Below are 20551 nucleotides of genomic sequence, written 5' to 3' on the forward strand. Positions count from 1 at the left end.
TGCGCAATCAAACGGCTATTTGCGCATCCGCATCAGCTCCGGCAATCCGATCTTGAGCAACCGCGCCGTGCGGCTCTTCGCCAGTTCCTCAACGCCTTCATGCTCGGTCAGCCGGGCCATCTGCGCCGCCATGTTCATCACCAGCGCTTCGCGGGAGTAAACCCCGCCACCGAGCTGGTAGACCGAGGCAATCAGCTCACGCAGCTCCAGCGGCAAACGCCAGCGGGTGCGCAACGCCGAGCCGTACGCCGCACCGAATTCCGCCAGCGCATCGCCGACTTCCTCAAGCTCATCCAGCTCGCCGCCAGCCTGCTTCCACTCTTGAAGACAACGCAGCAATGCCAGATCGCCGAGACGATGGAGCATCCCGGCGCAGTAGCAGCGCTCCTGATCCAGATCGAGCAGACGCGCCAGCGTACGGGCGTACTCGGCGGTGTGCAGCGACAGGCCCCAATAGCGCTCAGCGTAATCGGCCAGACACGGGTCGCTAAGTCGGGCGCTGCGTTTGAGTGCAAGGCCAAGAATCAGATTCATGCTTTGCCCGGTACCCAGTCGATGCAGCGCCTGCGCCAGGGTCTGCACTGGCGCGCCATGATGCTGAGCGGCGCTATTCGACGCTGCGATCAACACGGCGGTGATCTGCGGATCGGTGCGGATTTCCTCTTCCAGCAGCTTCAGGTCCAGGCCGTTGGGGTTGAGGCTGCGTTTGACCGCCACCTGCACGTCGGTCATCAACGGTGCGCCGTCGGCCTGCTCGCGGCGGCGTTCGAGAAATACCGAGAGGGTCATGCCCGGCGCCAGCGCCGGTACTTCACAGAACACTTCTTCGCCGGCATTGAGCAGCAGCCCCTGCAAACGCTCGGTCAGGCTTTCCATGTTCAGGGGTTTGGCCAGGTAGGCGGTCGGCGCCAGCGGCAGGGCTTCGCGCACGCTGGCGCTGTCGTTGCGGCTGCTCATCAGAATGAACGGCAGCGGCGGATTGCGTTTGCGCTGGCGGACGCTGCGCAACACGCTCAAGCCATCGACGCCGGGCAACTCCCAGTCGACGATCGCCAGGTCATAGGGGACTTCGCTGAGCAGCGTCATTGCCTCCTGGCCATCGGCGCACAGATCCAGCCGCGCATCGCAGCGCACATTCAGCAACACTTGTTTGAGCAGGTCACGCGACCAGGGATCAGCCTCGGCAATCAGCACTCGGGGTACAGCGGGTAATTCGACGGCAGTCATGCTCGCCCTCCCTTGCAATGCTTGAACCTTAGCCAATGCTGGCGTTTCGGTACAACCTGAAAACCGCGCAAGTGTTTCTCCAGGCATGAAAAAACCCGCCGAAGCGGGTTTTTTGTCGATCCGATCACACGGTGCTACGGATTACAGCTCCGAGAAGCACTCTTCGATGATCGCCAGGCCTTTGTCCAGTTGCTCGTCCGGCGAGGTCAGGGGTACCAGGACGCGCAGCACGTTGCCGTAGGTGCCGCAGGACAGCAGGATCAGGCCCTTGTCACGCGCCTTGGCCACGACAGCCGCGACGGCGGTCGGGTTTGGCTTGTGGCTGTCGCCGTTTTCGAACAGCTCGACGGCGATCATTGCGCCCAGGGCACGGACTTCGCCGATCACCGGGTACTTGGCCTGGATGGCTTTCAGACCGGTGACCAGACGCTCGCCGACAGCCTTGCAGCGGTCCAGCAGTTTTTCTTCTTCGAACACTTCCATCACGGCCAGGGCCGCGGCGCAAGCGATCGGGCTACCGGCGTAGGTGCCGCCCAGGCCGCCTGGGGCGATGGCGTCCATGTATTCGGCCTTGCCGCATACACCGGCCAGCGGGAAGCCGCCAGCGATGGATTTGGCGAAGGTGGTCAGATCGGCAGCAACGCCCATCTGTTCCATGGCGAAGAAAGTGCCGGTACGGCCAGCGCCGGTCTGCACTTCGTCAGCGATCAGCAGGATGCCGTGCTGGTCGCACAGAGCGCGCAGACGCTTCATGAATTCTTTCGGCGCGACGTAGAAACCACCTTCACCCTGTACAGGCTCGATGATGATCGCGGCGATGTCTTTCGGCTCGGCGTCGTTCTTGAAGATGCGCTCGATGGAAGCGATCGAGTCGTCGATGCTCACGCCGTGCAGTTCGTTCGGGTACAGCGCGCGGAAGATGCCGCCTGGCATCAGGCCCATGCCGGCCGAGTAAGGCACGACTTTACCGGTCAGGCCCAGGGTCATCATGGTACGACCGTGGTAAGCGCCGGTGAAGGCGATCACACCAGCGCGGCCAGTGGCGGCACGAGCGATTTTCACGGCGTTTTCAACGGCTTCGGAACCGGTGGTCACCAGCAGGGTTTTCTTGGCGAAGTCGCCCGGTACGCGAGCGTTGATTTTCTCGCACAGCTCAACGTACGGCTCGTAGGCCAGAACCTGGAAGCAGGTGTGGGTCAGCTTGTTCAGCTGCTCGGTCACGGCGGCGATGATTTTCGGGTGCACGTGGCCGGTGTTCAGTACGGCGATACCGCCGGCGAAGTCGATGAATTCACGACCTTCAACGTCGGTAACGGTGGCGTTCTTCGCGGACTCGGCGAAGATCGGGTGAATCTGGCCAACACCACGTGGAACAGCTGCGGTACGACGGGCCATCAGTTCAGCGTTAGTCTTGCTCATTACAGTCCTCATTCGCCGCTCATCGGGCGGCGTGGTTCAAGGATAAAGCGGGAGGAATCGGCGGTGGCAGCATGCGATGATCGACTGCCACGGCGTTCCCGTCCGCAGAGAAAATTCCGGTTTGAAACGACGCAAAGGGACAGCGCTCTCGTGCCCTTTGCGTTTACAGCGATCTTCTACCGAGACTTAGATGCCCAGGCAGAGGTATTTGATTTCCAGGTAATCTTCGATGCCGTACTTGGAGCCTTCACGGCCCAGGCCCGAGGCCTTGATGCCGCCGAACGGCGCGACTTCGTTGGAGATCAGCCCGGTGTTGACGCCGACCATGCCGTACTCCAGGGCTTCCGCCACACGGAACACACGGCCCAGGTCGCGAGCGTAGAAGTACGAGGCCAGACCGAACTCGGTGTCGTTCGACATCGCGATCACGTCGGCTTCGTCTTTGAAGCGGAACAGCGGCGCCAACGGACCGAAGGTTTCTTCCTTGGCCACGGCAGCGTCTTTCGGCACGTTGGTCAGGATGGTCGGCTCAAAGAAGTTGCCTTCCATCGGTTTGCCGCCGGCCAGAACGGTTGCGCCTTTGCTCACCGCGTCAGCGATGTGCTCTTGCACCTTGGCCACGGCTTTCTCGTCGATCAGCGGGCCAGTGGTGGTACCGTCTTCCAGACCGTTGCCGATCTTCAGCTTGGCGACTGCCACTTTCAGCTTCTCGGCGAACGCGTCGTAGACCGAATCCTGAATGTACAGACGGTTGGCGCAGACGCAGGTCTGGCCGTTGTTGCGGTACTTGGAAATGATCGCGCCTTCGACGGCCTTATCCAGGTCCGCGTCGTCGAACACGATGAACGGCGCGTTGCCGCCCAGTTCCAAGGAGACTTTTTTGATGTCCTTGGCGCATTCCGACATCAGCTGACGACCGATTTCGGTCGAGCCGGTGAAGGACAATTTGCGCACGATCGGGTTGCTGGTCAGCTCGCTGCCGATGTCGCCGGCGCTGCCGGACACCACGCTGAACACACCTTTAGGGATGCCGGCGCGCTGGGCCAGTTCGGCCAGGGCAAATGCGGAGAACGGGGTTTGCGAAGCAGGCTTGAGCACCATGGTGCAACCGGCGGCCAGCGCAGGACCTGCTTTACGGGTGATCATCGCCGCCGGGAAGTTCCACGGGGTGATAGCAGCGGTAACGCCGATCGGTTGTTTGATCACGATCAGGCGCTTGTCCGGCTGGTGGCCTGGAATCACGTCGCCGTAAATGCGCTTGGCTTCTTCGGCGAACCACTCGATGAACGAAGCGGCGTAAACGATTTCGCCCTTGGCTTCGGCCAGTGGTTTACCTTGTTCGAGGGTCATCAGGCGAGCGAGGTCGTCCTGGTTCTCGATCATCAGTTCGAACCAGCGACGCAGTTTGCCTGCACGCTCCTTGGCGGTCAGTGCACGCCAGGCCGGCAGCGCCTTGTCGGCGGCTTCGATGGCACGGCGGGTTTCGGCAGCGCCCATTTTCGGCACGGTGCCCAGAATCTCGCCGGTGGCCGGGTTGTTGACCTTGATCGTCTGACCGTTGTCCGCGTCGACCCATGCGCCATCGATGAAGGCTTGCTGGCGGAACAACTGGGTGTCTTTAAGCTGCATGTCGGCTTTCCTTAACAGCACCGCGCAAGGCGCGGAGCAAAATTATGATTGTAGAAAGGCGCCTCGCAAGGCTGCCGTCAGGGAAATCATTTACCGGGCTGGCACATAAATAGCGCACGACTCAAAACGCGTGCGGCTCAGCACCTGAATAAGGAGCGTTTGAAATCTCAAACGAATCCTAGGTTCAAAGGGGTTGAAGGACAATAGGGCGTTCGAAAAAAAGAACAAAAACGCCGCAATTGCTGAACATTTCAGATCAACGTACAAGCGCCCGTGTTCCCTGCCGCCGTCGAACGGCAGGGAGCAGAGGGTGGGGACTACTTATCCTGAAACGATTTGAGCACCGTCAACAGACTGGTCAGGTTGTCGGCAACACCCGCCTGCGCGACTTTCTCCGTGGCCGCGGCGCCGGCTGTGGTATCGACGCTGTAAATCTGCATCACGCCCTGATTGGTCGCCGCTTGCGCCAGGGTGTTCTGTTGCTGCTGGGCGCTGACGGCGTTCTCGAACAGGATGCCGGTCGAGTGCGCCATGCTCTGATAAATGTTGCCCATCGCCATGGCCGGTGCTTCGGCCACAACCTTGACGCTGGTCTGGGTGACCGCATCGGTGATCTGATCATTCACGGTTGCCATGTTCCGACTCCTTTCAAGGGACAGTGAGTGTTGCAAATATTGCTCAGGTGCCGGACGACCGCTCTGGCTGACTGGCGCTGAACTGGGCAATGCTCTGGTTGATTCGCTCAAGAGCCTGGTTCACGCCGTCGGCGTCCAGCACTCCACTCGCCGCGGCCACCGCCGCAGCTCCGCCCACCAGCAGATGGGTATTCAAAGCGCCGAGCGCACTTTCGGTGGCGGCATCGAGATCATCCTTGATGATGCTCTCGGTCATCTTGCGCAACAGCACACCTTGAGAGGCCAGAGCGAGCTTGGTGACGCCATCGAAGTAGCTCGCCGCCGACTGCGCCACCAGTCCGCTGGCCTGACGAATCAGCAGCTCCGACCCCAACGACGCCAGTGCGGGCGCATGGGCAGCCAGCTGAGCGTTGAGCAGGTTCACCGCTTCCACGATCTGCCGGTTCAAGGCGTCGGCCCCCACACCGTCAGCCGATTGCTGGAGCAGATGCTCGTTGAGCGATTCGAGCAACGAAGCTGCAGCGGCGGCCGGATCGACGGCCGGCTGTTCCGCGCCGTCAGTCTGCGCCTTTTCCCTGGCCATCAGGATCGCCCTCCCACCGCGAGAATCTGCTGCACGGCCGCCGCCACGGTGGCGTTGCCGATAATGTTCAACGCCTGCTGATGGCTGACCGCGTTCTGCAACGCCAGACTGACCGCATGACTGCTGACCTGAGTCAGCGTGGCAATGGCCGTGGCGGGCGCAGAACCGATGACCTGCACCGTCGATTGAGTGACGGAATCAGTGACTTGAGGATTGACGACGCTCATGCTTTTCTCCCTGAATAAGGCGATCGAGGAACCCGCCGCAGGAAAACAATAGAACAGCTGCGCCAAACTGCCACGAGAGCGTTTTGCAGGACGTTACAGCCTTTTGGAATGCGCCCTGCACCGACACAAACACTGACAATGACCCGGCAAAAACCGGCATGGACGCCCCGAGCCGACCTAGGTATGATGTCGCCCGCTGCACCAGTAGCTCAGCTGGATAGAGTACTGCCCTCCGAAGGCAGGGGTCGTGGGTTCGAATCCCGCCTGGTGCGCCATGAACAAAACGAAAAAGCCCCGGACTGCAAGGTCCGGGGCTTTTTTGTGTCTGCTGGCTGGCGACTCACTCCGTCGTCCAGTCAAACTCGTCGTATTCATCATCGTCTTCTTCGTCCTCGATCAAGTCATCATCGAGAACGTCTTCCTCCAGATCGTCTTCAGCCTGCTTGGCCAGAAGAAACTCCTTGCGACTCTCCGTCACTGCCCGCCGCAGTTCCTCACCCTTCACCGGGCAGTTGAGCATTTGGGCGATGCGGTCGATTTTTTGGGCCACGGCATCCTCCAGCGCATCGGCAATGACCCGATAGTGCGCGTTTTTGCGGGTCAATGCCAAATGGCGGATGGCTGATACGGTCAGTTCTTGCGGATTTTTTCCAGTCGCAGGTCGAGATTCACGTTCGGGTAGCGCTTGTGTAGGTTGTTGAACAGGCTGTCGGCCGCTTGCGACTGGCCGGACTCGCGCAGGCGCAGGACCTCGCGCAGTTGCTCGTCGAGACCGTTGACCGGGGCGGCGGCGCGCTTGCTGACCTTGGCTTCGTCCGCCGTGTCGGCGCTGATCGATTCGCTCTGCATCGGCGCAGCCATTTCCGCCATCGGCGCGGGAGCCATTGCGGGTGCTGGCGCAGAAAGCGCGCCGGCCGGGGCCGACAGCGATCGGGCCTCCTGGCGGACCACAGGCGCGGCCGGTTTGGCAGCAGGGGCGAAGTCAAATTGAGCCACGGGTTCCGGCGCGCGCTGCACCAGCGACAGCATCAGCGCGATGCCGACCAGACTGGCAAAAGCCACTTGGTAGCGCGGTTGCTGGCAGGCCTTGAGCCAGCGTTGCCACAGGCTCTGCCGTGGCGCCGGGGTTTCACGGCGGGCGGCGCTGAGGATCAGCGCATCGAGATGCGCCGGCGGCTCGGCGTTGTGCTGTTCGCGCACGTGCTTGAGCACTTGCTCTTCGGGTGTCGGGCGGGCGTCCGTCATGTCAGTACCTCCTCGGCCAGCAGCCGACGCAGTTTTTGCTGGGCGTAGCGCAAGCGGCTCTTGACGGTTTCCAGCGGTGTTTCGGTGAGACTGGCGATTTGCGCCAGGTCGAGGTCGCCGTGGGCGCGCAGCAGGAACACTTCGCGCTGGTCGGCGGGCAAGGATTGCAGGGCGCTCTCCAGGCGCTCGCTGTCGCGGCTTAGGTTGAGCAGTTGTTCGGGATCGGAGGCGTCGTCGCTGACGGCGTGGGATTGTTCGTCGTAGCTGTCATGCAGCGGTTGCCGGGCGCCGTGTTTGCGCCAGTGGTCGATCAGGCGATTGCGGGCAATCTGGAACAACCACGTACGAAAGGTCGCCCGGCCCTGTGGCTGACTGGCACTGCGGATCAGGCTCAGCCAGGTCTCCTGGAAAACCTCATCGGCCAGTTCAGGTTTGCCGCTCAAACCGAGCAGAAACCGGTAAAGACTCTGCCGATGACGGGCGTACAGGATCTCGAACGCCTTGCCGTCACCCTCGCGATATCGGGCCAGCAGCGATTCGTCGCTGCTGGCCTCAAGGCTGTCTGCAGAAGCAAACAGCTGTGTGATGAAGCCTTTGAGGCGGCTCACTATTCAATCCGTCGCTCAGTGGACATTGCGTTGGAAGCAGTAGAACTACGCAGGCTCTGCGCCAGTTCCACCAGTTGCACGAACTCGTTGCGCAAGCCGAAGCGGTCATCGCCGCGCGCACCTCGGGCCAAGGCTTCGGTGTCCTTCAAGCTGAAATCGCCGATGTAGCGACCGTCCTTGAGTTGCTGGGAAAACGCGGCGACGGCGGCAGCGAAACGCAGATCCTCACTGGCCGGCGCAACCTGACTGGCAATCGGCCGCTCGATCAGCAGACTTTTCCCACCCTCAGGCTTTTGATATCGCACGCGCAGCATTGCCAATTCTCCTTTCTTCTCGGAAACCACTGCATCGGTTTTTCCGTAACGCAGCGGTTCCAGCCAACCGTTCTCGCCTGTCGGGACGATTTCATACAACGCCGTTACCGTATGGCCTGCACCGATTTCACCAGCATCGACCTTGTCATTGCTGAAATCCTCACGCTTCAGTGCGCGGTTTTCGTAGCCGAGCAGGCGGTATTCGCTGACCTGCGCCGGGTTGAACTCGACCTGCAACTTGACGTTTTTCGCCACCACGGCGAGGGTCGAACCGAGTTGATCCACCAACACCTTGCGCGCCTCGCGCAGGTTGTCGATGTAGGCGTAGTTGCCGTCACCGGCATCGGCCAGTTGTTCCATCAGGTGTTCATTGTAGTTATCCACACCGAAACCCAGGGTGGTCAGGGAAATCCCGGTCTTGCGCTTATCCACAGCCATTTGTTTCAGGCTGTCGAAGTCGCTGATGCCGACATTGAAGTCACCGTCGGTGGCCAACAGGATGCGGTTGATGCCTTTGGGGATGAACGCCTGCTGCGCCATCTGGTAAGCCAGTTCGATGCCTGAAGCGCCGGCGGTCGAGCCACCGGCGGTCAACTGCTCGATGGCCGTGCGAATTTTCGCCTTTTCCCGTCCGGAAGTCGGCTCCAGTACCACTCTGGATTCGCCGGCATACACCACCAGCGATACCCGATCCTGTTCGCGCAATTGATCGACCAGCAATTTCAGGGTGCTTTTGACCAGTGGCAAGCCTTCGCGGCGGTCCATTGAGCCGGAAACATCCACCAGAAACACCAGATTGGCCGGGGCCAGTTCCGCCACCGCGCGGTCGGAGGCCTTGATGCCGATACGCAGCAAGCGGGTGTGCGGGTTCCACGGTGAAGCGGCCAGTTCGGTAGTCACGCCGAAGGGCGAGCCATCGCTGGGCAGCGCGTAGTCGTAGGGAAAGTAATTGACCATCTCTTCCAGCCGCACTGCGCCTTCCGGCGGCAGCCGACCCTGATTGAGCAGCCGTCGCACATTGGCGTAGGCGCCGGTGTCGACGTCGGCGCTGAAGGTCGAGACCGGGGTTTCGGTGACGCTGTGGATCGGATTGTCGGCCAGCTTGGCGTACTGCTCGCGCTGTTCGTCGCGATAGCCTTGTGGATAACTTTCACCGGCCGGCATCGGTGCAAAACTGGCGATCGGCGCCGCCAGTGCACTGCGCTTGGCCATCGCGCTATCGGCCATGACCGCTTCAGGCTGCACGGAAGATTTCAGTTCGGTCTGCGCCGGAGGCGGCGCGACAGTGGTTTCCGGGCTGGAGGAAACACCGCAACCGGCAACCACCAGCAACACACTGGCAGCAAGGGGGCGCAGAAGCGTGGAAGGAAGGGACATGGGGGCTGACCTCGGGGAAGAATTGATCCATTCATCCCCTGAGACGGGCAGCCCTTTCAGTTCGGGTTAAACCTCGCCGAAAATTTTTTCAGCGGTGATAACGCCGCACCGCACTGCTGTTGCGCAGCACGTGGCCTTTGATTTTTTCCATCAACTGGGCGCGGGTCAGCCCGGCGGGCAAGGCGTCCGGGGCCAGATCCAGGGCGTAGATCTGGATGATGTAGTGGTGAGCGCTGTCGCCAACCGGCGGGCATGGGCCGATGTAGCTGGTGGTGCCTTTGCTGTTGGTGCCACCGACACCTTCAAGGGCCGATTTGGCGCCGACACCCGCCGGAATCTGCCGGGTCGTGGCCTTGATCCCGTAGTGAATCCAGTGATCGACGCCCGAGCCTTTCTGGCCGTCCGGATCGTGCATGACGATGGCGTAGCTCAGGGTGCCGCTCGGGCCGGCATTCCAGCTCAGGGCCGGCGACTGGTTCTTGCCGCCGCAGCCGGCCGCATCGCTGGCCGCCGCCGAGGTGAACAGACGGTTATCCGACACACCGGGAATGCTGAGGGTGAAACGCTCCTGGGCCTGCGCCGGAAACTGCACGCAAAGGGCGATGGCAACGGCCGCCAGCCAAGGGTTGAGAGAGGTCAATCGGGTCATTCCGGGAGCACCTTGTGCAGTTGGGCCTTCGTCGGCCTGCAAACTATAGCCGTACCGTTCGTGCCGTGGCAGTGGGAAATGGCTGAACCTCGCAATGCAGCCCAAACTCGTAAGAGAAATGCCTGTGAGGAACACGACCATGACCCTGCACCGTGTCGCCCGTTTCGCCGATGTGCCTGAAGACCGTGGGCTGGAGGTGCAAATCGGCGACTGCAAGATCGTCCTGCTGCGCGCCGCCGGCCAGTTGCGCGCCTTTCAGGGGGAATGCCCGCACGCCGGCGCGCCGCTAGCGGAAGGCGCGCTGTGCCACGGCCGACTGATCTGCCCGTGGCACAAGGCAGCCTTTCGCGCCGAGGATGGCGCGTTGTGCGAGCCTCCGGCGCTGGACAGTCTCAAGCGTTACCCGCTGGAACTGCGCGGCGACGAAGTGTGGGTCGATGATCAGCCGCTGCCGGATCCGCACACCCCGCCGCAGGACGATCCGCGCACCTTTGTCATCGTTGGCGCCGGTGCCGGGGGAACGGCCTGCGCCGCCGCCCTGCGGGAAAAAGGCTTCGGCGGGCGGATCGTGCTGATCGACCGCGAGCCGGACGCCGGTTACGACCGCACGGTGCTAAGCAAATTCGTGTTGTCCGGGGAAATGCCGACGCAGGAAACTCCGCCCCTGCGCGATGACGATTTTTACCGCGAACAGCACATCAACCGGGTTTCAGGCGAGGTCACCGGGCTCGATGCCGATACCAAAACCCTTCACCTGAGCGATGGCCGCACACTGCATTACAGCGCGGCGGTGCTGGCCACCGGCGCAACGCCCAATGAACTGAAACTGCCCGGCGCCGACCTTCCCCAGGTGTTTGTCCTGCGCTGCAAAGCCCAGGCGCAATCCATCATGGACGCCGCCCGACCCGGCCAGCGCGCGGTGATTATTGGTGACAGCTTCATTGCGCTCGAATGTGCCTCGGCCCTGCGCCAGCACGGTCTCGAGGTGACGGTGCTGGCGCGTCACGCGATTCCCTTCGCGGCACAATTTGGTGAAGCCGTCGGCAAGGCGATCCGCGCGCTGCACGAAGAAAACGGCGTGAAATTCATCACCGATCACGAAGCCAGGGAGATCACCGGCGACGGCAAGGTCGAGGCGGTGTTGCTCGACAATGGCCTGCGTCTGTCGGCGGATCTGGTATTGGCGGGAATCGGCGTGCATCCGGCCACCGAAGCGTTCGGCGACTTGCCGCGCGAGGACGATCAATCACTGTTGGTCGATGCCAGCCTGCGCGTCGCCGACAGCCTGTGGGCGATTGGCGATATCGCCACCTTCCCGTTGAACGGCAAACCACAACGCATCGAACACTGGCGCCTGGCCCAGCAGCACGCGCGGATCGCCGCCGCGAATCTGCTCGGTGGCGATGAGCATTACCTCGACGTGCCGTATTTCTGGACCTGGCATTTCGGCCGCAACTACGACTATCTCGGCCACGCCGAGGCGTGGGATGCGGTCGAATTTATCGGCGAACCCGAACAGCCGCCGTTTATCGGGCTGTTCGGGAGCAAGGGCGTGGTGGTGGCAGCGGTGGCCTGCGAAGAAGAACGAGCGATGGCGCTGCTGGCCGAGCGCATGAAGCAACCGCTGCCGATGGAGGAAGCCTGGCGACTGATTCGCGCCGTCAGGTGATCCGGTTCAGCGGCTCGCGGTTGTCGTCGTCCTCGGCGTGCAGAAAGATCACCCGAGGATGCTCCAGTGGCGCCAGCGGTGGCGGCAGTTCTTGCGGCTGGACCGGCCATAGATGCGGCACCACGTGACTGACGTCGCCGTCCTGATCGTTGTGGATAGTCATCACGCCCGGCCCGCGCAGTTTCTGAAAGCGGTCGTCGCACAATTTGAAGCTGCGGCTCAGCCCTTCATCGTCGACCACCGGAGACGGCAGGCGGCGCTGGGCGAAGCTTCGGCTCTTGCGTTGCTGATAGCGCGCCCAGCCGATCAGGATCACGGCGTTGACCAACGCCACCCACAGATAAATCTGCAAGGTGCCGAGGGCTTCGAACGCCGAGTTGTCGATGCGCGGCCCGCCTTCGTGGGTCTCGATCAGCGGCCATAAACCGCGCGCCAGCAGATACAGCAGGCCGATCCAGGCCAGCACGGTGAAGAACGCATCGACCACCACCAGAAACGGCCGTTGGCGGGTCCGGATGATTTTCATTTGATAACCTCCTCTTCATCGTCCCCGAGCGGCTTGATACCCCGGTCGGGACTGACCCAGCGCGCACGCTTCTGGTGTTGGCCGAACAGTACTTTGGGGAAACTGACCAGCGTGGTCAGCAGGCTGACGAACCAGAACGCGATCGGGTACCACACCACCCAGAACATGGTCCTGCCCAGGCCCGGCTCGTAACGCCGGTCAATGATGATGCTGACTGCGAACTGCACCAGGCAGACAAACGCCAGCAGCAACCCCGTAAACGCCGGCGGCATGAGGTGATCGACGGCAATGGCTTCCGGCATGACCACGAACTTGCCGACGCCCCAGAAGATCACCGACAACAGGAAGGTGAACGCCCAACCGGTCGACAGGCAGTATTCGAATAGCAGCGGCCACAGGTAACGGTGGCGGTACTGCCAGATCCCGCGGATGTTCTTGAACAGCACTTCGGCGCCGCCCTGGGCCCAGCGCAGGCGCTGCTTCCACAGACCGCGCAAGGTTTCCGGCATCAGGATCCAGCACAGGGCACGGGGCTCGTAGAAAATGCTCCAGTGGTCCAGTTGCAGCTTCCAGCTGATGTCGATGTCTTCGGTGATCATGTCCGGGCTCCAGTAACCGACCCGGTTCAGCGCCGTGCGGCGGAACGCGACGATCACACCCGACACGGTGAAGATCCGCCCGAACACCCGCTGAGTGCGCTTGATCAGCCCGATGATCGACGAGAACTCACCAACCTGAACCCGCCCGACCAAGGTCGAACGCGTGCGGATCCGTGGGTTGCCGGTCACAGCACCCAGTCGTGCGTTGTCGAGCATCGGCGCCACGAGGTAAGCAGCGGTGTTCGGCGCCAGCAGCGCGTCACCGTCGATGCACACCAGATATTCGCTGCGCGCAGCGATGGCGCCCATGCGCAGGGCCACGGCCTTGCCCTGGTTTTCCGCCAGGTGCAGCACGCGCAGTCGTGGGTCTTCCTTGGCCAGCGCATCCAGCACTTCGGCGGTGTTGTCCTTGGAACCGTCGTTGATCGCGATGACTTCGATGTTCGGGTAATGCTGCGCCAGCGCCGCGTGGATGGTGTCGGCGGCGTTGTCGCCCTCGTTGTAGCAAGGGATCAGGATCGAAATCAGCGGTTCGCCTTCCAGCGGTGGCGGCAGCGTGTCGTCCTTCCACGGCCAGTGCCGCTCCCAGTGCAGCCAGAAATACAGGCCACCGGAAATCCACAACCCGGACATGAACAGCGGGTAGAAGAACACGAAGTCCATCAGGAATTGCCCGGTGACCAGGAAGATCAGCCCCAGCGGGACGCCGAGGACGATCGCCAGAACAAGCAGGGCCAGCAGTCTATCCAGCATGTCATGGGTTCCATTTGTTGGAGAGCGCAGGCCGCACGGTTTTCAGGTCCGGCAGGTTCTCGAGGAAGTTGTCCGGGTAGTAGCCGAAACTGGTGGCGCCCTGACGCTTGAGGCGGCTCATCCAGTCGGCCAGTTGTGCACCGTCGATGTCGGCCTGTTCCTTTTTCGTCCAGTCCCGGGCCTGCAATTCGAACACCGTGCGATCCAGCGCACCGGGGCGCTGTTTGATCTTCGCCACCAGCTCTTCGAGCCACGGGCCGGATTGCGCCTGGGTCTGTTTTTCCATGAGCGGCATGGCCATCGGCGCCGTCCAGTCGTAGGTCACGAGGAAGTCGTCTAGGTTCTGCGCGAACCACGCTTCGCTGTGCGGATTGAGCACCGGCTCGGCGAAGATGTTGCGTGCGGTGAGCACTTGCGGGCCACGAATCGCGCGCACCTTGGCGGTCAGTTCGTTGGTGAAGTCGATCAGGTAGCGGCTCTTGAAGCGCGTCCAGCGCTGCATCGCCGCCGGATCGTCACGCAGGGCGGCGATCGAACCCGGCAAGCCTTGGGCGGCGTAAGCCTTCAGCGCCTGAGGGCCGGCGTCTTCGAAGTCCGAAAGCACCGCGTCGTCGTGGTAGAGAATGCCGTCGACCGAAGTCAGGCGTGCCACGTCTTCGTAGATCTCGCCGATGATCCGTCGCACCTCGGGATCGAACGGCGACAGGCGCTTGTATTGATCCGGGTCGACAGCGGTCGTGCCGGTCTTCGGATCCCAGCGCGTCACCCGTGGCAGCTTCGAATCCAGTTCAAAACTCAGCACCGGCATCCACGCAAAGACCTTCACGTGAGCCCGGGTGCGCAATTGCCAGGCGACGCGGTCGAACAGGTCGGCGCGCATCGGCAGATGACGGTTGGGGAAGTACAGCGAATGCACCAGGCCATCGCCCTTGGGATCGGCGAAGGCTTGCAGGAACACCGTGTTGGCGCCCATGTCGGCCATGCGCTGTATCAGTTTGCCAAGGTTGATTTCCTGCTGCGCCGGGTCCGGGTCGTAGACGTTGTCCAGATCCACGTGCACGACGCGCATGGTGAAGTCCGATTGCACGCCGACCACGCTGTTGGCGAAGTGCTCGCCGTCAGGGTCGGAAGCCACCAGGAAACGGGGCCCGCTCATCAGGTTGTCGAGGGCATCGAGACCGTCATCGAGGGTCAGGGCCATTTCATAGCCCTCTTCGCTGACCACGGTCAGCGACGTGCCGTCCGCCGTCCCGTAAGGCCAGACCCAGATGCGCGGCTTTTTACCGGTGTTCTTGCGGATCTTCTCCGAGATCGCCTGCACGTCAGCGCGGATCCGCGCCTGGAAGTCGGCTTCGGATTCGTAGCGCTTGCTCACCGGGTCGTAGCGTCGGGTCGCGGCCGCCGGCTGCATGTTGCCTTGCGGGTTGGCGAGGATGCCTTTGTGGCTGGCGTCGGTGTGGGCAGCGATTTCCACCAGGCCCGATTGGGAGATTTCCCGCACCTGAGCCCAGGTCAGGAAGTCGGAACGCGGACGCGGCGTGCCGGCGAAGTCCACCGGCTGGTTCAGCGGCGTATCGATCCAGGTACCGACCGGCGCCAGCAGCGCATGCCAGTTGTAGGCGCGCAACACCGGCAACACACGGGTGTAGAAGCTTGCATAACCGTCGTCGAAGCTGAGCAGGATCGCCTTGGGCGGCAGTTCCGGCCCGCCTTTGCGCGCGGCCATGATCTGGTCGACCGTCACCGGTTGGTAGTTGTTCTCCCGCAGCCAGGCGAGCTGTTCGAGCAGGCGCTCGGTGCGCACCGCCACCACCGCCTGATCGGGGTCACGGTCTTCGACGTCGTGGTAGGCAATGCCCAGCACGTGGTTTTTCGGCCAGGGCTTTTCATTGGCTGCCACCGGTCGCTCGGACGGCGGCACGAAGGCCGGGGCTTGCTGGGCGCAGGCGCTGACCAGCAGCACTCCCAGCAGAAGGATGAAACGCGAAATCAAAGGCATCTTCAAACTCTTCTAGAAGCGGAAAGTGAGGTCGACGAGCAGACGCAGATCGGTTTCCCGGTCACCGTCGTAGGGCCGGTTGATCACGCTGAACAAACCGCCCACCTCGAACACGTCGTTCCAGGCGTAGCGCTGGCCGTAACCGAGCAATGCCATGCCGCCGGTGCCGTGATCACGCTGGCTGTAAGTACCCGCACCGGCCTGGAACTGCTGGCTCCACACCGTTTCGTAGCGGTGGTACAGCACGTGATTGACGTTCAGCAGCGGCATGACGCTGAAGTCCGACTTCGGGTTGAAGTACGGCACGTCATCGGACTTGGAGTTGTGGCTGGTGCCCACTTCCAGGCCCGCATCGACTTGCAGGTTCGGCGCGCTGTAGACGCCCTCTTTTCCGGTCAGCAAGGCTTCGACGCGGTTGTTGCCGTCGCTGAAGTGCGACGGGCTGACCGACAGCCGCCACTCGCGGCTCTCGTTGGCGCGCCAGCGGATGAAACCGCTGCCGCCGTTGGCCTTGATGTCGCTGTTGAGTGCCCGCAGCGGGGTCTCGGCCGACAGGTATTCGAGGCTGCCGCCGTATTGCCAGTGATCGTCGATGTCGCGGGCAATCGCCAGACGCGCGCCCTGCTTGTCGCCAAAGCCATAGGAATGGTTCGACACCTCGGCTTCGAGGGTCATGTCGCGGGTGCGACGCTCCAGACCGACACGCTGGAAGCGATGGTGGCCGGTGCCTTCGGCGAAATCGCCAGTGGCGTATCCGGCCCCGGCGAACACCCGCCAGTCTTCATCGATCGGCGGGCTGTAAAGAGTGGTCTGGATACCGAAATCGCGGCTGCCGGTGACTGCGCCGGCGTCGCCACCTCCGCCACCGTTGGCCTTGCCGCCGTAGGCTTCGACGCGCAGCTCGGACATGTCGTGCACTTCACGCTCACGGGCCAGACGCTGGACCTGACGGTTGTCGGGGAAACGCGCCACCACGTCATCGGTCAGCGCATCCATCTGCCGCCATTCCTGCAGGTCCATGGCGGTGCGGGCCTGTGCGACTTCCAGGCCCATGTCGCGCGGCGCGATGCTCTCGGTTTCCTTGAGCTGGTTTTCCGCGCGGCGCGGCCAGTTGCGGGCCAGGTACAAGTCCGCCTGGGCCAGGCGTAGGCCGATATTGCCCGGCGCCTGATCCACCAGGGTCTGCAAGCGCTCTTCGCCGTGAGGCAGGTCGGAACCGTAGGTGCCGGCCTGCGCCGCCAGTTGCTGGGCGTCCATCCATTCGTCGTTGGGGTTGCCGATCGGCAGGCCCTTGAGTTCGATGCGCGGCTTTTGTGTCTTCGCCTGATCTTCGGCGACCTTGCGCGCCTCTTCGGCGCGATCGCTTTCCAGCAGCGAGTAATACAGCGCCGTGGTGTCTTCGAGTCGATCGCCGACATCGGCGTCCGGGGCTGCCAGCACCTGACGGTAAAGATCGGTGGCGATTTCCGGCTGCCGCTGATCCAGATAGGACGCCGCTACCCAGCGCAGGGCGTAGGTCGGAATCTTCACGCCTTCGGCTTGCAGCTTCTGGTATTCGCTGATGACCTCGGCGGTGCGCGCCCGGGCCTTGAGCGCGCCCATGCGGTCGATGCGCCAGCGGGTCACGTCGTCGTGGGCGCTGGCGTCCGGCGTCCAGGTGGCGAGCAACTGGTCGTAGTCGGCCAAGGCACGATCGGCGATCACGTAGCGTTCTTTTTCGCTGCGGGTGGCCAGTTCGGCAAGGCGCACGCGTTCGGCAGCCAGATCGCCTTCCAGACGTCGCAAGGTGACAGGATCGATCAGCCCCGGACGCTGCTTCGCCAGACGCAGCGCCGGCTCCGGCAGACGCGCCTTTTGCAGGGCGACCACGTATTCGCGGGCGACTTCCGGTTTGTTGCCGGCGCGGATGAAGGCCTGGTCGTATTCGAACAGCGCGTCGTACGGCTTGCCGGCGCGATTCAGGGCGTAGCCCAGCGCCAGTCGGCGGGAAGGATCATCGGGTTTGGCGGCGACCAGCGAACGGGCGCGGATCACCCCTTCGTCGGGCTTGCCGGAATCGGCCTGGGTCAACGCGAGACCGAGTTGCAGGTCGGCGTTATCCGGCTCCAGTGTCAGGGCCTTGTTGTAGACCTGGATCGCCTGATCCCAGCGCTTGAGGTTGCGGTAGGCCCGGGCGGTAGCGGTCAGCGCCTGAACCGGCAGTGCACGGCCAAGACCCTGAGTCTCGTAGACCTGAACTACTTCAGCGTCGAGCCCGGCCCAGCCGGCGATTTGCAGGTGATCGCTGACCTGGCCGGTAGTGGCCTGGGCCGGCGGCACCTGACGCAAAGCGGTCAGCGCGGGCGTGTAATGCCCTGCCCGGGCATCGAGCACCATTTGATCGTAGGCCGTATCGGCGAACGCGAACGCCGGCCAGAGCAACTGGCTGCACAGCGCGACTCGAAACAAAGGGCGTAAACCACGATGTAATACGGGAACATCAATACGCGGCATTCGTCAGCATCCTTACATGGCCAGCCGGGTAGCAACGCCCCCCCTTGCCCATTTCGTAACGGAGGCCAAGCAATAAACGCTCAGCCAAGCTTATCCAAGCAGTCTTGCACGCAAGCCTAGACCAATATTCAGAACACAATAATTGTTCAGATTCGTGACGACGGTTTTCCCGACCGGCCTCAAGCCCGGACGCCAGACAGCAAAACGCCCGGCGTCTGCGGGTGCAGAGGCCGGGCGTTGCGGTGTATCGCGGGGCGTTTACTGAGGCTGTTCGATACTGCCGAACTTGCTCATCAGGAAGCCGACGAACTGCTCGACGGTCATCTTCTGGCCGTTGAATTCCACCTGATTGGCGGCGTAATGCAGTTTGGTGACAACGTTGGTACCGTCCAGCGTCGCCAGCTGCGTACCGACGGCCATGCCGGCGAACATGTCGGCGCCAGCGCTGGCCTGGTCGACGATTGCCTTGGCATCGGTCTGACCGTCGATTTGCGCCTGCACGCTGAGCAGATCGACCAGCATCGGCTTGGACACCAGCACATTGACGTCAAGCAGCGCGATCAGCTGTTTGCCCAGTTGATCCGGTGGCAGGTCCATCGACTGTGGCTTGGCCAGGTCGAGCACCAGATTCGCGCGGCTTTCGCCGTTGGCGGTTTTCAGCGACAGGTCTTCCAGCGCCAATTGCGGCCCGGCTGCCAGCAGCTTCTGCAGGTCGGCCTTGACCTGGGTGGACTCGGCCTCGGTCAGGTTCAGCTCCGGTGCCGGCAGGCCGGCGGCGGTGGCTTCAGCGGCGGCCTTCTCATACGGCTGCAGCTTGGTCTGGTAGATCTGCATCAGCGACATGGCCGACGGAATGTCGAGGTTTTTCAGGCTCATGGCCAGGTTGGCCGAACCGATCTTCTTGTCGTTGAGGGTCACTTCACCGACCTTGTAGTCGGCACGGCCGGAAGCGTTGCTGCCGTTCTCTTCGGTGCGGTTCTTCATTTCGAAGTTCTTCACGCCCAGCACCGACTGTTTGACGCCGAAGGTGGTCTTGCTGCTGGTCAGTTCCAGGGTGTTCTCGCCGGTGTAGTAGCCGTAAGTGCTCTTGGCGAGATTGCTGGCCAGGGTCAGGCCATTGAGTTCGATCTGCACCGGCGCCTGATCTTCGGCGACCGTGGTCAGATGCAGGCTGTCCATGTAGCCGTTGGCCTTGACCTTCTGCGCCTGGGCGCTGGCGGAAATGTCCATGTTCAGGCCGGAAAACTTCAGGCTCGACTTGTCGTCCAGCGCAGCTTCCAGCGGCAGCAGTTCGAGGTTGCCGGTGGTGGACTGGTCGTAACCGATGTTGACCACACCTTTGAGCGGCGCGGCGCCCTTGGTGGCGGCAAACCATTTTTCGGTGATCGGGGTCTTTTCCAGTTCGTAGTGACTGGTGGCCATGACCGGCAGCCATTTCAGCGACACCAGCCGCGAGAACGGCAACGGGCCGTGTTCGATGTGATCGACGAACAACAGCTCGACCGGCTCCTCGCCGAACATTTCACCCTCGCCCTTGAGGCGATAGTGCGCGGTGCTGCTGAAGGTGTTGCGCTCAAGCGATACCAGTTCCAGCGACGCACTGCCGTTGGAGCCGGCCATGGCGGTCTGCAACTCGCTGTTGGCGTTGGCGACGGCGTTGTTCAGCACGCCTTCGATTTTGGTGCCGGTGTACCAGGCCCCGCCTACGCTGATGGCGCCAATGGCCACAACAATTCCGAGAAGCACGCCTGCTGATTTATTCATGAATGACCTGATCGATTTCCGTGGCTGAAAGTGTGGTCGTCTTCCCTGAACCCGTGACCGGGCCGTGGCGCGACTCCGCTGAATTTAGCGGTGGAGATTAGCACTGGCAGTGCGACGGGGCCCAATGTTTAAAGGTTAAAGAATGTCCACGGGACATGGACAAACAAAAAGATCGCCGGGTTCGGCGATCTTTTCGGGATCAGGAATATTGCACCTCGATCTCATCGAGCTGATGGTCGAAGCTTTTCAGCCGTGCGGTCCAGGTGTACACCAGCACTTCGAAATCCCGGTCGATCACCGCCCCACCCGGCCCGTCGCTGCGCGGGTCGCAGAAGTCCAGTTGATAGCGCTCGCGGGCCATGGCCGTGGCGACGTCCGACAGTTCGCGGGCGTTGTTGAGCCAGTGCCAGCCGTCGTCGGCGACTTGCCGGTCGAGGGCCAGGCATTGTTTTTTCAGGGCTTCGAGGCTTTTTTCCAGCGGCGTGCCGGTGAGTTCGCCCATGACCTCGGCGAAAGTCCGCCCCGGTTGCCAGTAGCTGCCCCAGAAGTAGCGGTCGAACACGGTTTCGACTTTGCGCAGTGCGACTTTGGTGTCCCAGATCAGCAGCAGCGTCTTGCTTTGCTCAAGCTGGCGTTTCTTGAGTCGCTGGCTTTGCACCAGGGCCGACGCCACGACCACGATCGCCATGACCGCGATCAGCGCCACGGTGCTGTCGAGGAAGACCATTGCCTTGTCGATCTGGTGGGCCAGCATGATGCCGTAGAAATAGGTGGCCGACAGCAGCACCAGGGCTACCAGGGCGCACCAGAAGCCGAGAGCGTAAGGGTTTTTCAT

18 protein-coding genes and 1 tRNA gene are annotated in these 20551 nt (G+C 62.4%); 2 read left to right on the forward strand and 17 right to left on the reverse strand.

Features of this window, described 5'->3' with window-relative positions:
* Positions 1-15: 15 nt before the first annotated feature.
* From AC1Q9F_RS24330 to AC1Q9F_RS24355, 6 genes are all read right to left on the reverse strand, one after another.
* Positions 16-1227, reverse strand: coding sequence for a response regulator (locus AC1Q9F_RS24330; RefSeq protein WP_007957612.1), 1212 nt, complete (start codon positions 1225-1227; stop codon positions 16-18).
* A gap of 141 nt (positions 1228-1368) precedes the next feature.
* Positions 1369-2646, reverse strand: a complete 1278-nt coding sequence (gene gabT, locus AC1Q9F_RS24335) for a 4-aminobutyrate--2-oxoglutarate transaminase (protein WP_007957613.1) — start codon at positions 2644-2646, stop codon at positions 1369-1371.
* A 186-nt stretch (positions 2647-2832) separates the two neighbouring features.
* The gene (gene gabD, locus AC1Q9F_RS24340) at positions 2833-4275 is read right to left on the reverse strand and encodes an NADP-dependent succinate-semialdehyde dehydrogenase (protein WP_127796572.1); all 1443 of its coding nucleotides are present in this window, start codon (positions 4273-4275) and stop codon (positions 2833-2835) included.
* A 317-nt stretch (positions 4276-4592) separates the two neighbouring features.
* A complete protein-coding gene (locus AC1Q9F_RS24345; RefSeq protein WP_207984669.1) occupies positions 4593-4910 on the reverse strand; it encodes a RebB family R body protein in 318 nt (105 codons plus the stop codon).
* A gap of 43 nt (positions 4911-4953) precedes the next feature.
* Positions 4954-5493, reverse strand: coding sequence for a hypothetical protein (locus AC1Q9F_RS24350; protein ID WP_492621089.1), 540 nt, complete (start codon positions 5491-5493; stop codon positions 4954-4956).
* A complete protein-coding gene (locus AC1Q9F_RS24355; protein ID WP_492621088.1) occupies positions 5493-5720 on the reverse strand; it encodes a RebB family R body protein in 228 nt (75 codons plus the stop codon). The genes AC1Q9F_RS24350 and AC1Q9F_RS24355 overlap by 1 nt, the downstream gene beginning before the upstream one ends.
* 198 nt (positions 5721-5918) lie before the next feature.
* Between AC1Q9F_RS24355 and AC1Q9F_RS24360 the strand changes: the two genes are divergently transcribed.
* A tRNA-Arg gene (locus AC1Q9F_RS24360) sits at positions 5919-5995 on the forward strand.
* 65 nt (positions 5996-6060) lie between these two features.
* Here AC1Q9F_RS24360 and AC1Q9F_RS24365 read toward each other — a convergent pair.
* From AC1Q9F_RS24365 to AC1Q9F_RS24385, 5 genes are all read right to left on the reverse strand, one after another.
* On the reverse strand, positions 6061-6330 hold the full coding sequence (locus tag AC1Q9F_RS24365; protein ID WP_243459123.1) for a hypothetical protein: 270 nt from the start codon (positions 6328-6330) through the stop codon (positions 6061-6063).
* Between the two features lie 20 nt (positions 6331-6350).
* Positions 6351-6965, reverse strand: coding sequence for a hypothetical protein (locus AC1Q9F_RS24370; protein WP_492621087.1), 615 nt, complete (start codon positions 6963-6965; stop codon positions 6351-6353).
* Positions 6962-7543, reverse strand: a complete 582-nt coding sequence (locus tag AC1Q9F_RS24375; protein WP_243459142.1) for an RNA polymerase sigma factor — start codon at positions 7541-7543, stop codon at positions 6962-6964. Before AC1Q9F_RS24375 ends, AC1Q9F_RS24370 begins: the two co-directional genes overlap by 4 nt.
* 29 nt (positions 7544-7572) lie before the next feature.
* Positions 7573-9264 carry a vWA domain-containing protein gene (locus AC1Q9F_RS24380; protein ID WP_492621086.1) on the reverse strand — a complete coding sequence of 564 codons (1692 nt, stop codon included), beginning with the start codon at positions 9262-9264 and terminating at the stop codon, positions 7573-7575.
* A gap of 88 nt (positions 9265-9352) precedes the next feature.
* Positions 9353-9913 (reverse strand): YbhB/YbcL family Raf kinase inhibitor-like protein, encoded by a 561-nt coding sequence (locus AC1Q9F_RS24385; protein WP_492621085.1) that lies wholly within the window; start codon positions 9911-9913, stop codon positions 9353-9355.
* A 139-nt stretch (positions 9914-10052) separates the two neighbouring features.
* Between AC1Q9F_RS24385 and AC1Q9F_RS24390 the strand changes: the two genes are divergently transcribed.
* Positions 10053-11582, forward strand: a complete 1530-nt coding sequence (locus AC1Q9F_RS24390; protein WP_492621084.1) for an FAD-dependent oxidoreductase — start codon at positions 10053-10055, stop codon at positions 11580-11582.
* On the opposite strand, the gene pgaD is transcribed toward AC1Q9F_RS24390, so the two are convergent.
* The 6 genes from pgaD to AC1Q9F_RS24420 form a co-directional block, all read right to left on the reverse strand.
* Positions 11575-12108 (reverse strand): poly-beta-1,6-N-acetyl-D-glucosamine biosynthesis protein PgaD, encoded by a 534-nt coding sequence (gene pgaD / locus AC1Q9F_RS24395; RefSeq protein ID WP_474732963.1) that lies wholly within the window; start codon positions 12106-12108, stop codon positions 11575-11577. The two genes, AC1Q9F_RS24390 and pgaD, sit on opposite strands and share 8 nt — an antisense overlap.
* Entirely contained in the window at positions 12105-13460 is a 1356-nt protein-coding gene (pgaC, locus tag AC1Q9F_RS24400) for a poly-beta-1,6-N-acetyl-D-glucosamine synthase (protein ID WP_207984658.1), read from the reverse strand. Before pgaC ends, pgaD begins: the two co-directional genes overlap by 4 nt.
* Before the next feature lies 1 nt (position 13461).
* Positions 13462-15459 (reverse strand): poly-beta-1,6-N-acetyl-D-glucosamine N-deacetylase PgaB, encoded by a 1998-nt coding sequence (gene pgaB / locus AC1Q9F_RS24405; protein WP_492621083.1) that lies wholly within the window; start codon positions 15457-15459, stop codon positions 13462-13464.
* A gap of 12 nt (positions 15460-15471) precedes the next feature.
* Positions 15472-17952, reverse strand: coding sequence for a poly-beta-1,6 N-acetyl-D-glucosamine export porin PgaA (gene pgaA, locus AC1Q9F_RS24410; RefSeq protein ID WP_492621082.1), 2481 nt, complete (start codon positions 17950-17952; stop codon positions 15472-15474).
* A 258-nt stretch (positions 17953-18210) separates the two neighbouring features.
* Positions 18211-19716 (reverse strand): YdgA family protein, encoded by a 1506-nt coding sequence (locus tag AC1Q9F_RS24415; protein WP_492621081.1) that lies wholly within the window; start codon positions 19714-19716, stop codon positions 18211-18213.
* 199 nt (positions 19717-19915) lie between these two features.
* Positions 19916-20551, reverse strand: a complete 636-nt coding sequence (locus AC1Q9F_RS24420) for a hypothetical protein (protein WP_007957651.1) — start codon at positions 20549-20551, stop codon at positions 19916-19918.

This window comes from Pseudomonas sp. GW823-FHT04A03 (assembly GCF_058796615.1).

Excerpts from the sequence above, each read along its gene's own strand:
- AC1Q9F_RS24330 (WP_007957612.1), bottom strand. The coding sequence starts at position 1,227 with ATGACTGCCGTCGAATTACCCGCTGTACCCCGAGTGCTGATTGCCGAG.
- gabT (WP_007957613.1), bottom strand. The coding sequence starts at position 2,646 with ATGAGCAAGACTAACGCTGAACTGATGGCCCGTCGTACCGCAGCTGTT.
- gabD (WP_127796572.1), bottom strand. The coding sequence starts at position 4,275 with ATGCAGCTTAAAGACACCCAGTTGTTCCGCCAGCAAGCCTTCATCGAT.
- AC1Q9F_RS24345 (WP_207984669.1), bottom strand. The coding sequence starts at position 4,910 with ATGGCAACCGTGAATGATCAGATCACCGATGCGGTCACCCAGACCAGC.
- AC1Q9F_RS24350 (WP_492621089.1), bottom strand. The coding sequence starts at position 5,493 with ATGGCCAGGGAAAAGGCGCAGACTGACGGCGCGGAACAGCCGGCCGTC.
- AC1Q9F_RS24355 (WP_492621088.1), bottom strand. The coding sequence starts at position 5,720 with ATGAGCGTCGTCAATCCTCAAGTCACTGATTCCGTCACTCAATCGACG.
- AC1Q9F_RS24370 (WP_492621087.1), bottom strand. The coding sequence starts at position 6,965 with ATGACGGACGCCCGCCCGACACCCGAAGAGCAAGTGCTCAAGCACGTG.
- AC1Q9F_RS24380 (WP_492621086.1), bottom strand. The coding sequence starts at position 9,264 with ATGTCCCTTCCTTCCACGCTTCTGCGCCCCCTTGCTGCCAGTGTGTTG.
- AC1Q9F_RS24385 (WP_492621085.1), bottom strand. The coding sequence starts at position 9,913 with ATGACCCGATTGACCTCTCTCAACCCTTGGCTGGCGGCCGTTGCCATC.
- AC1Q9F_RS24390 (WP_492621084.1), top strand. The coding sequence starts at position 10,053 with ATGACCCTGCACCGTGTCGCCCGTTTCGCCGATGTGCCTGAAGACCGT.
- pgaD (WP_474732963.1), bottom strand. The coding sequence starts at position 12,108 with ATGAAAATCATCCGGACCCGCCAACGGCCGTTTCTGGTGGTGGTCGAT.
- pgaC (WP_207984658.1), bottom strand. The coding sequence starts at position 13,460 with ATGCTGGATAGACTGCTGGCCCTGCTTGTTCTGGCGATCGTCCTCGGC.
- pgaB (WP_492621083.1), bottom strand. The coding sequence starts at position 15,459 with ATGCCTTTGATTTCGCGTTTCATCCTTCTGCTGGGAGTGCTGCTGGTC.
- pgaA (WP_492621082.1), bottom strand. The coding sequence starts at position 17,952 with ATGCCGCGTATTGATGTTCCCGTATTACATCGTGGTTTACGCCCTTTG.
- AC1Q9F_RS24415 (WP_492621081.1), bottom strand. The coding sequence starts at position 19,716 with ATGAATAAATCAGCAGGCGTGCTTCTCGGAATTGTTGTGGCCATTGGC.
- AC1Q9F_RS24420 (WP_007957651.1), bottom strand. The coding sequence starts at position 20,551 with ATGAAAAACCCTTACGCTCTCGGCTTCTGGTGCGCCCTGGTAGCCCTG.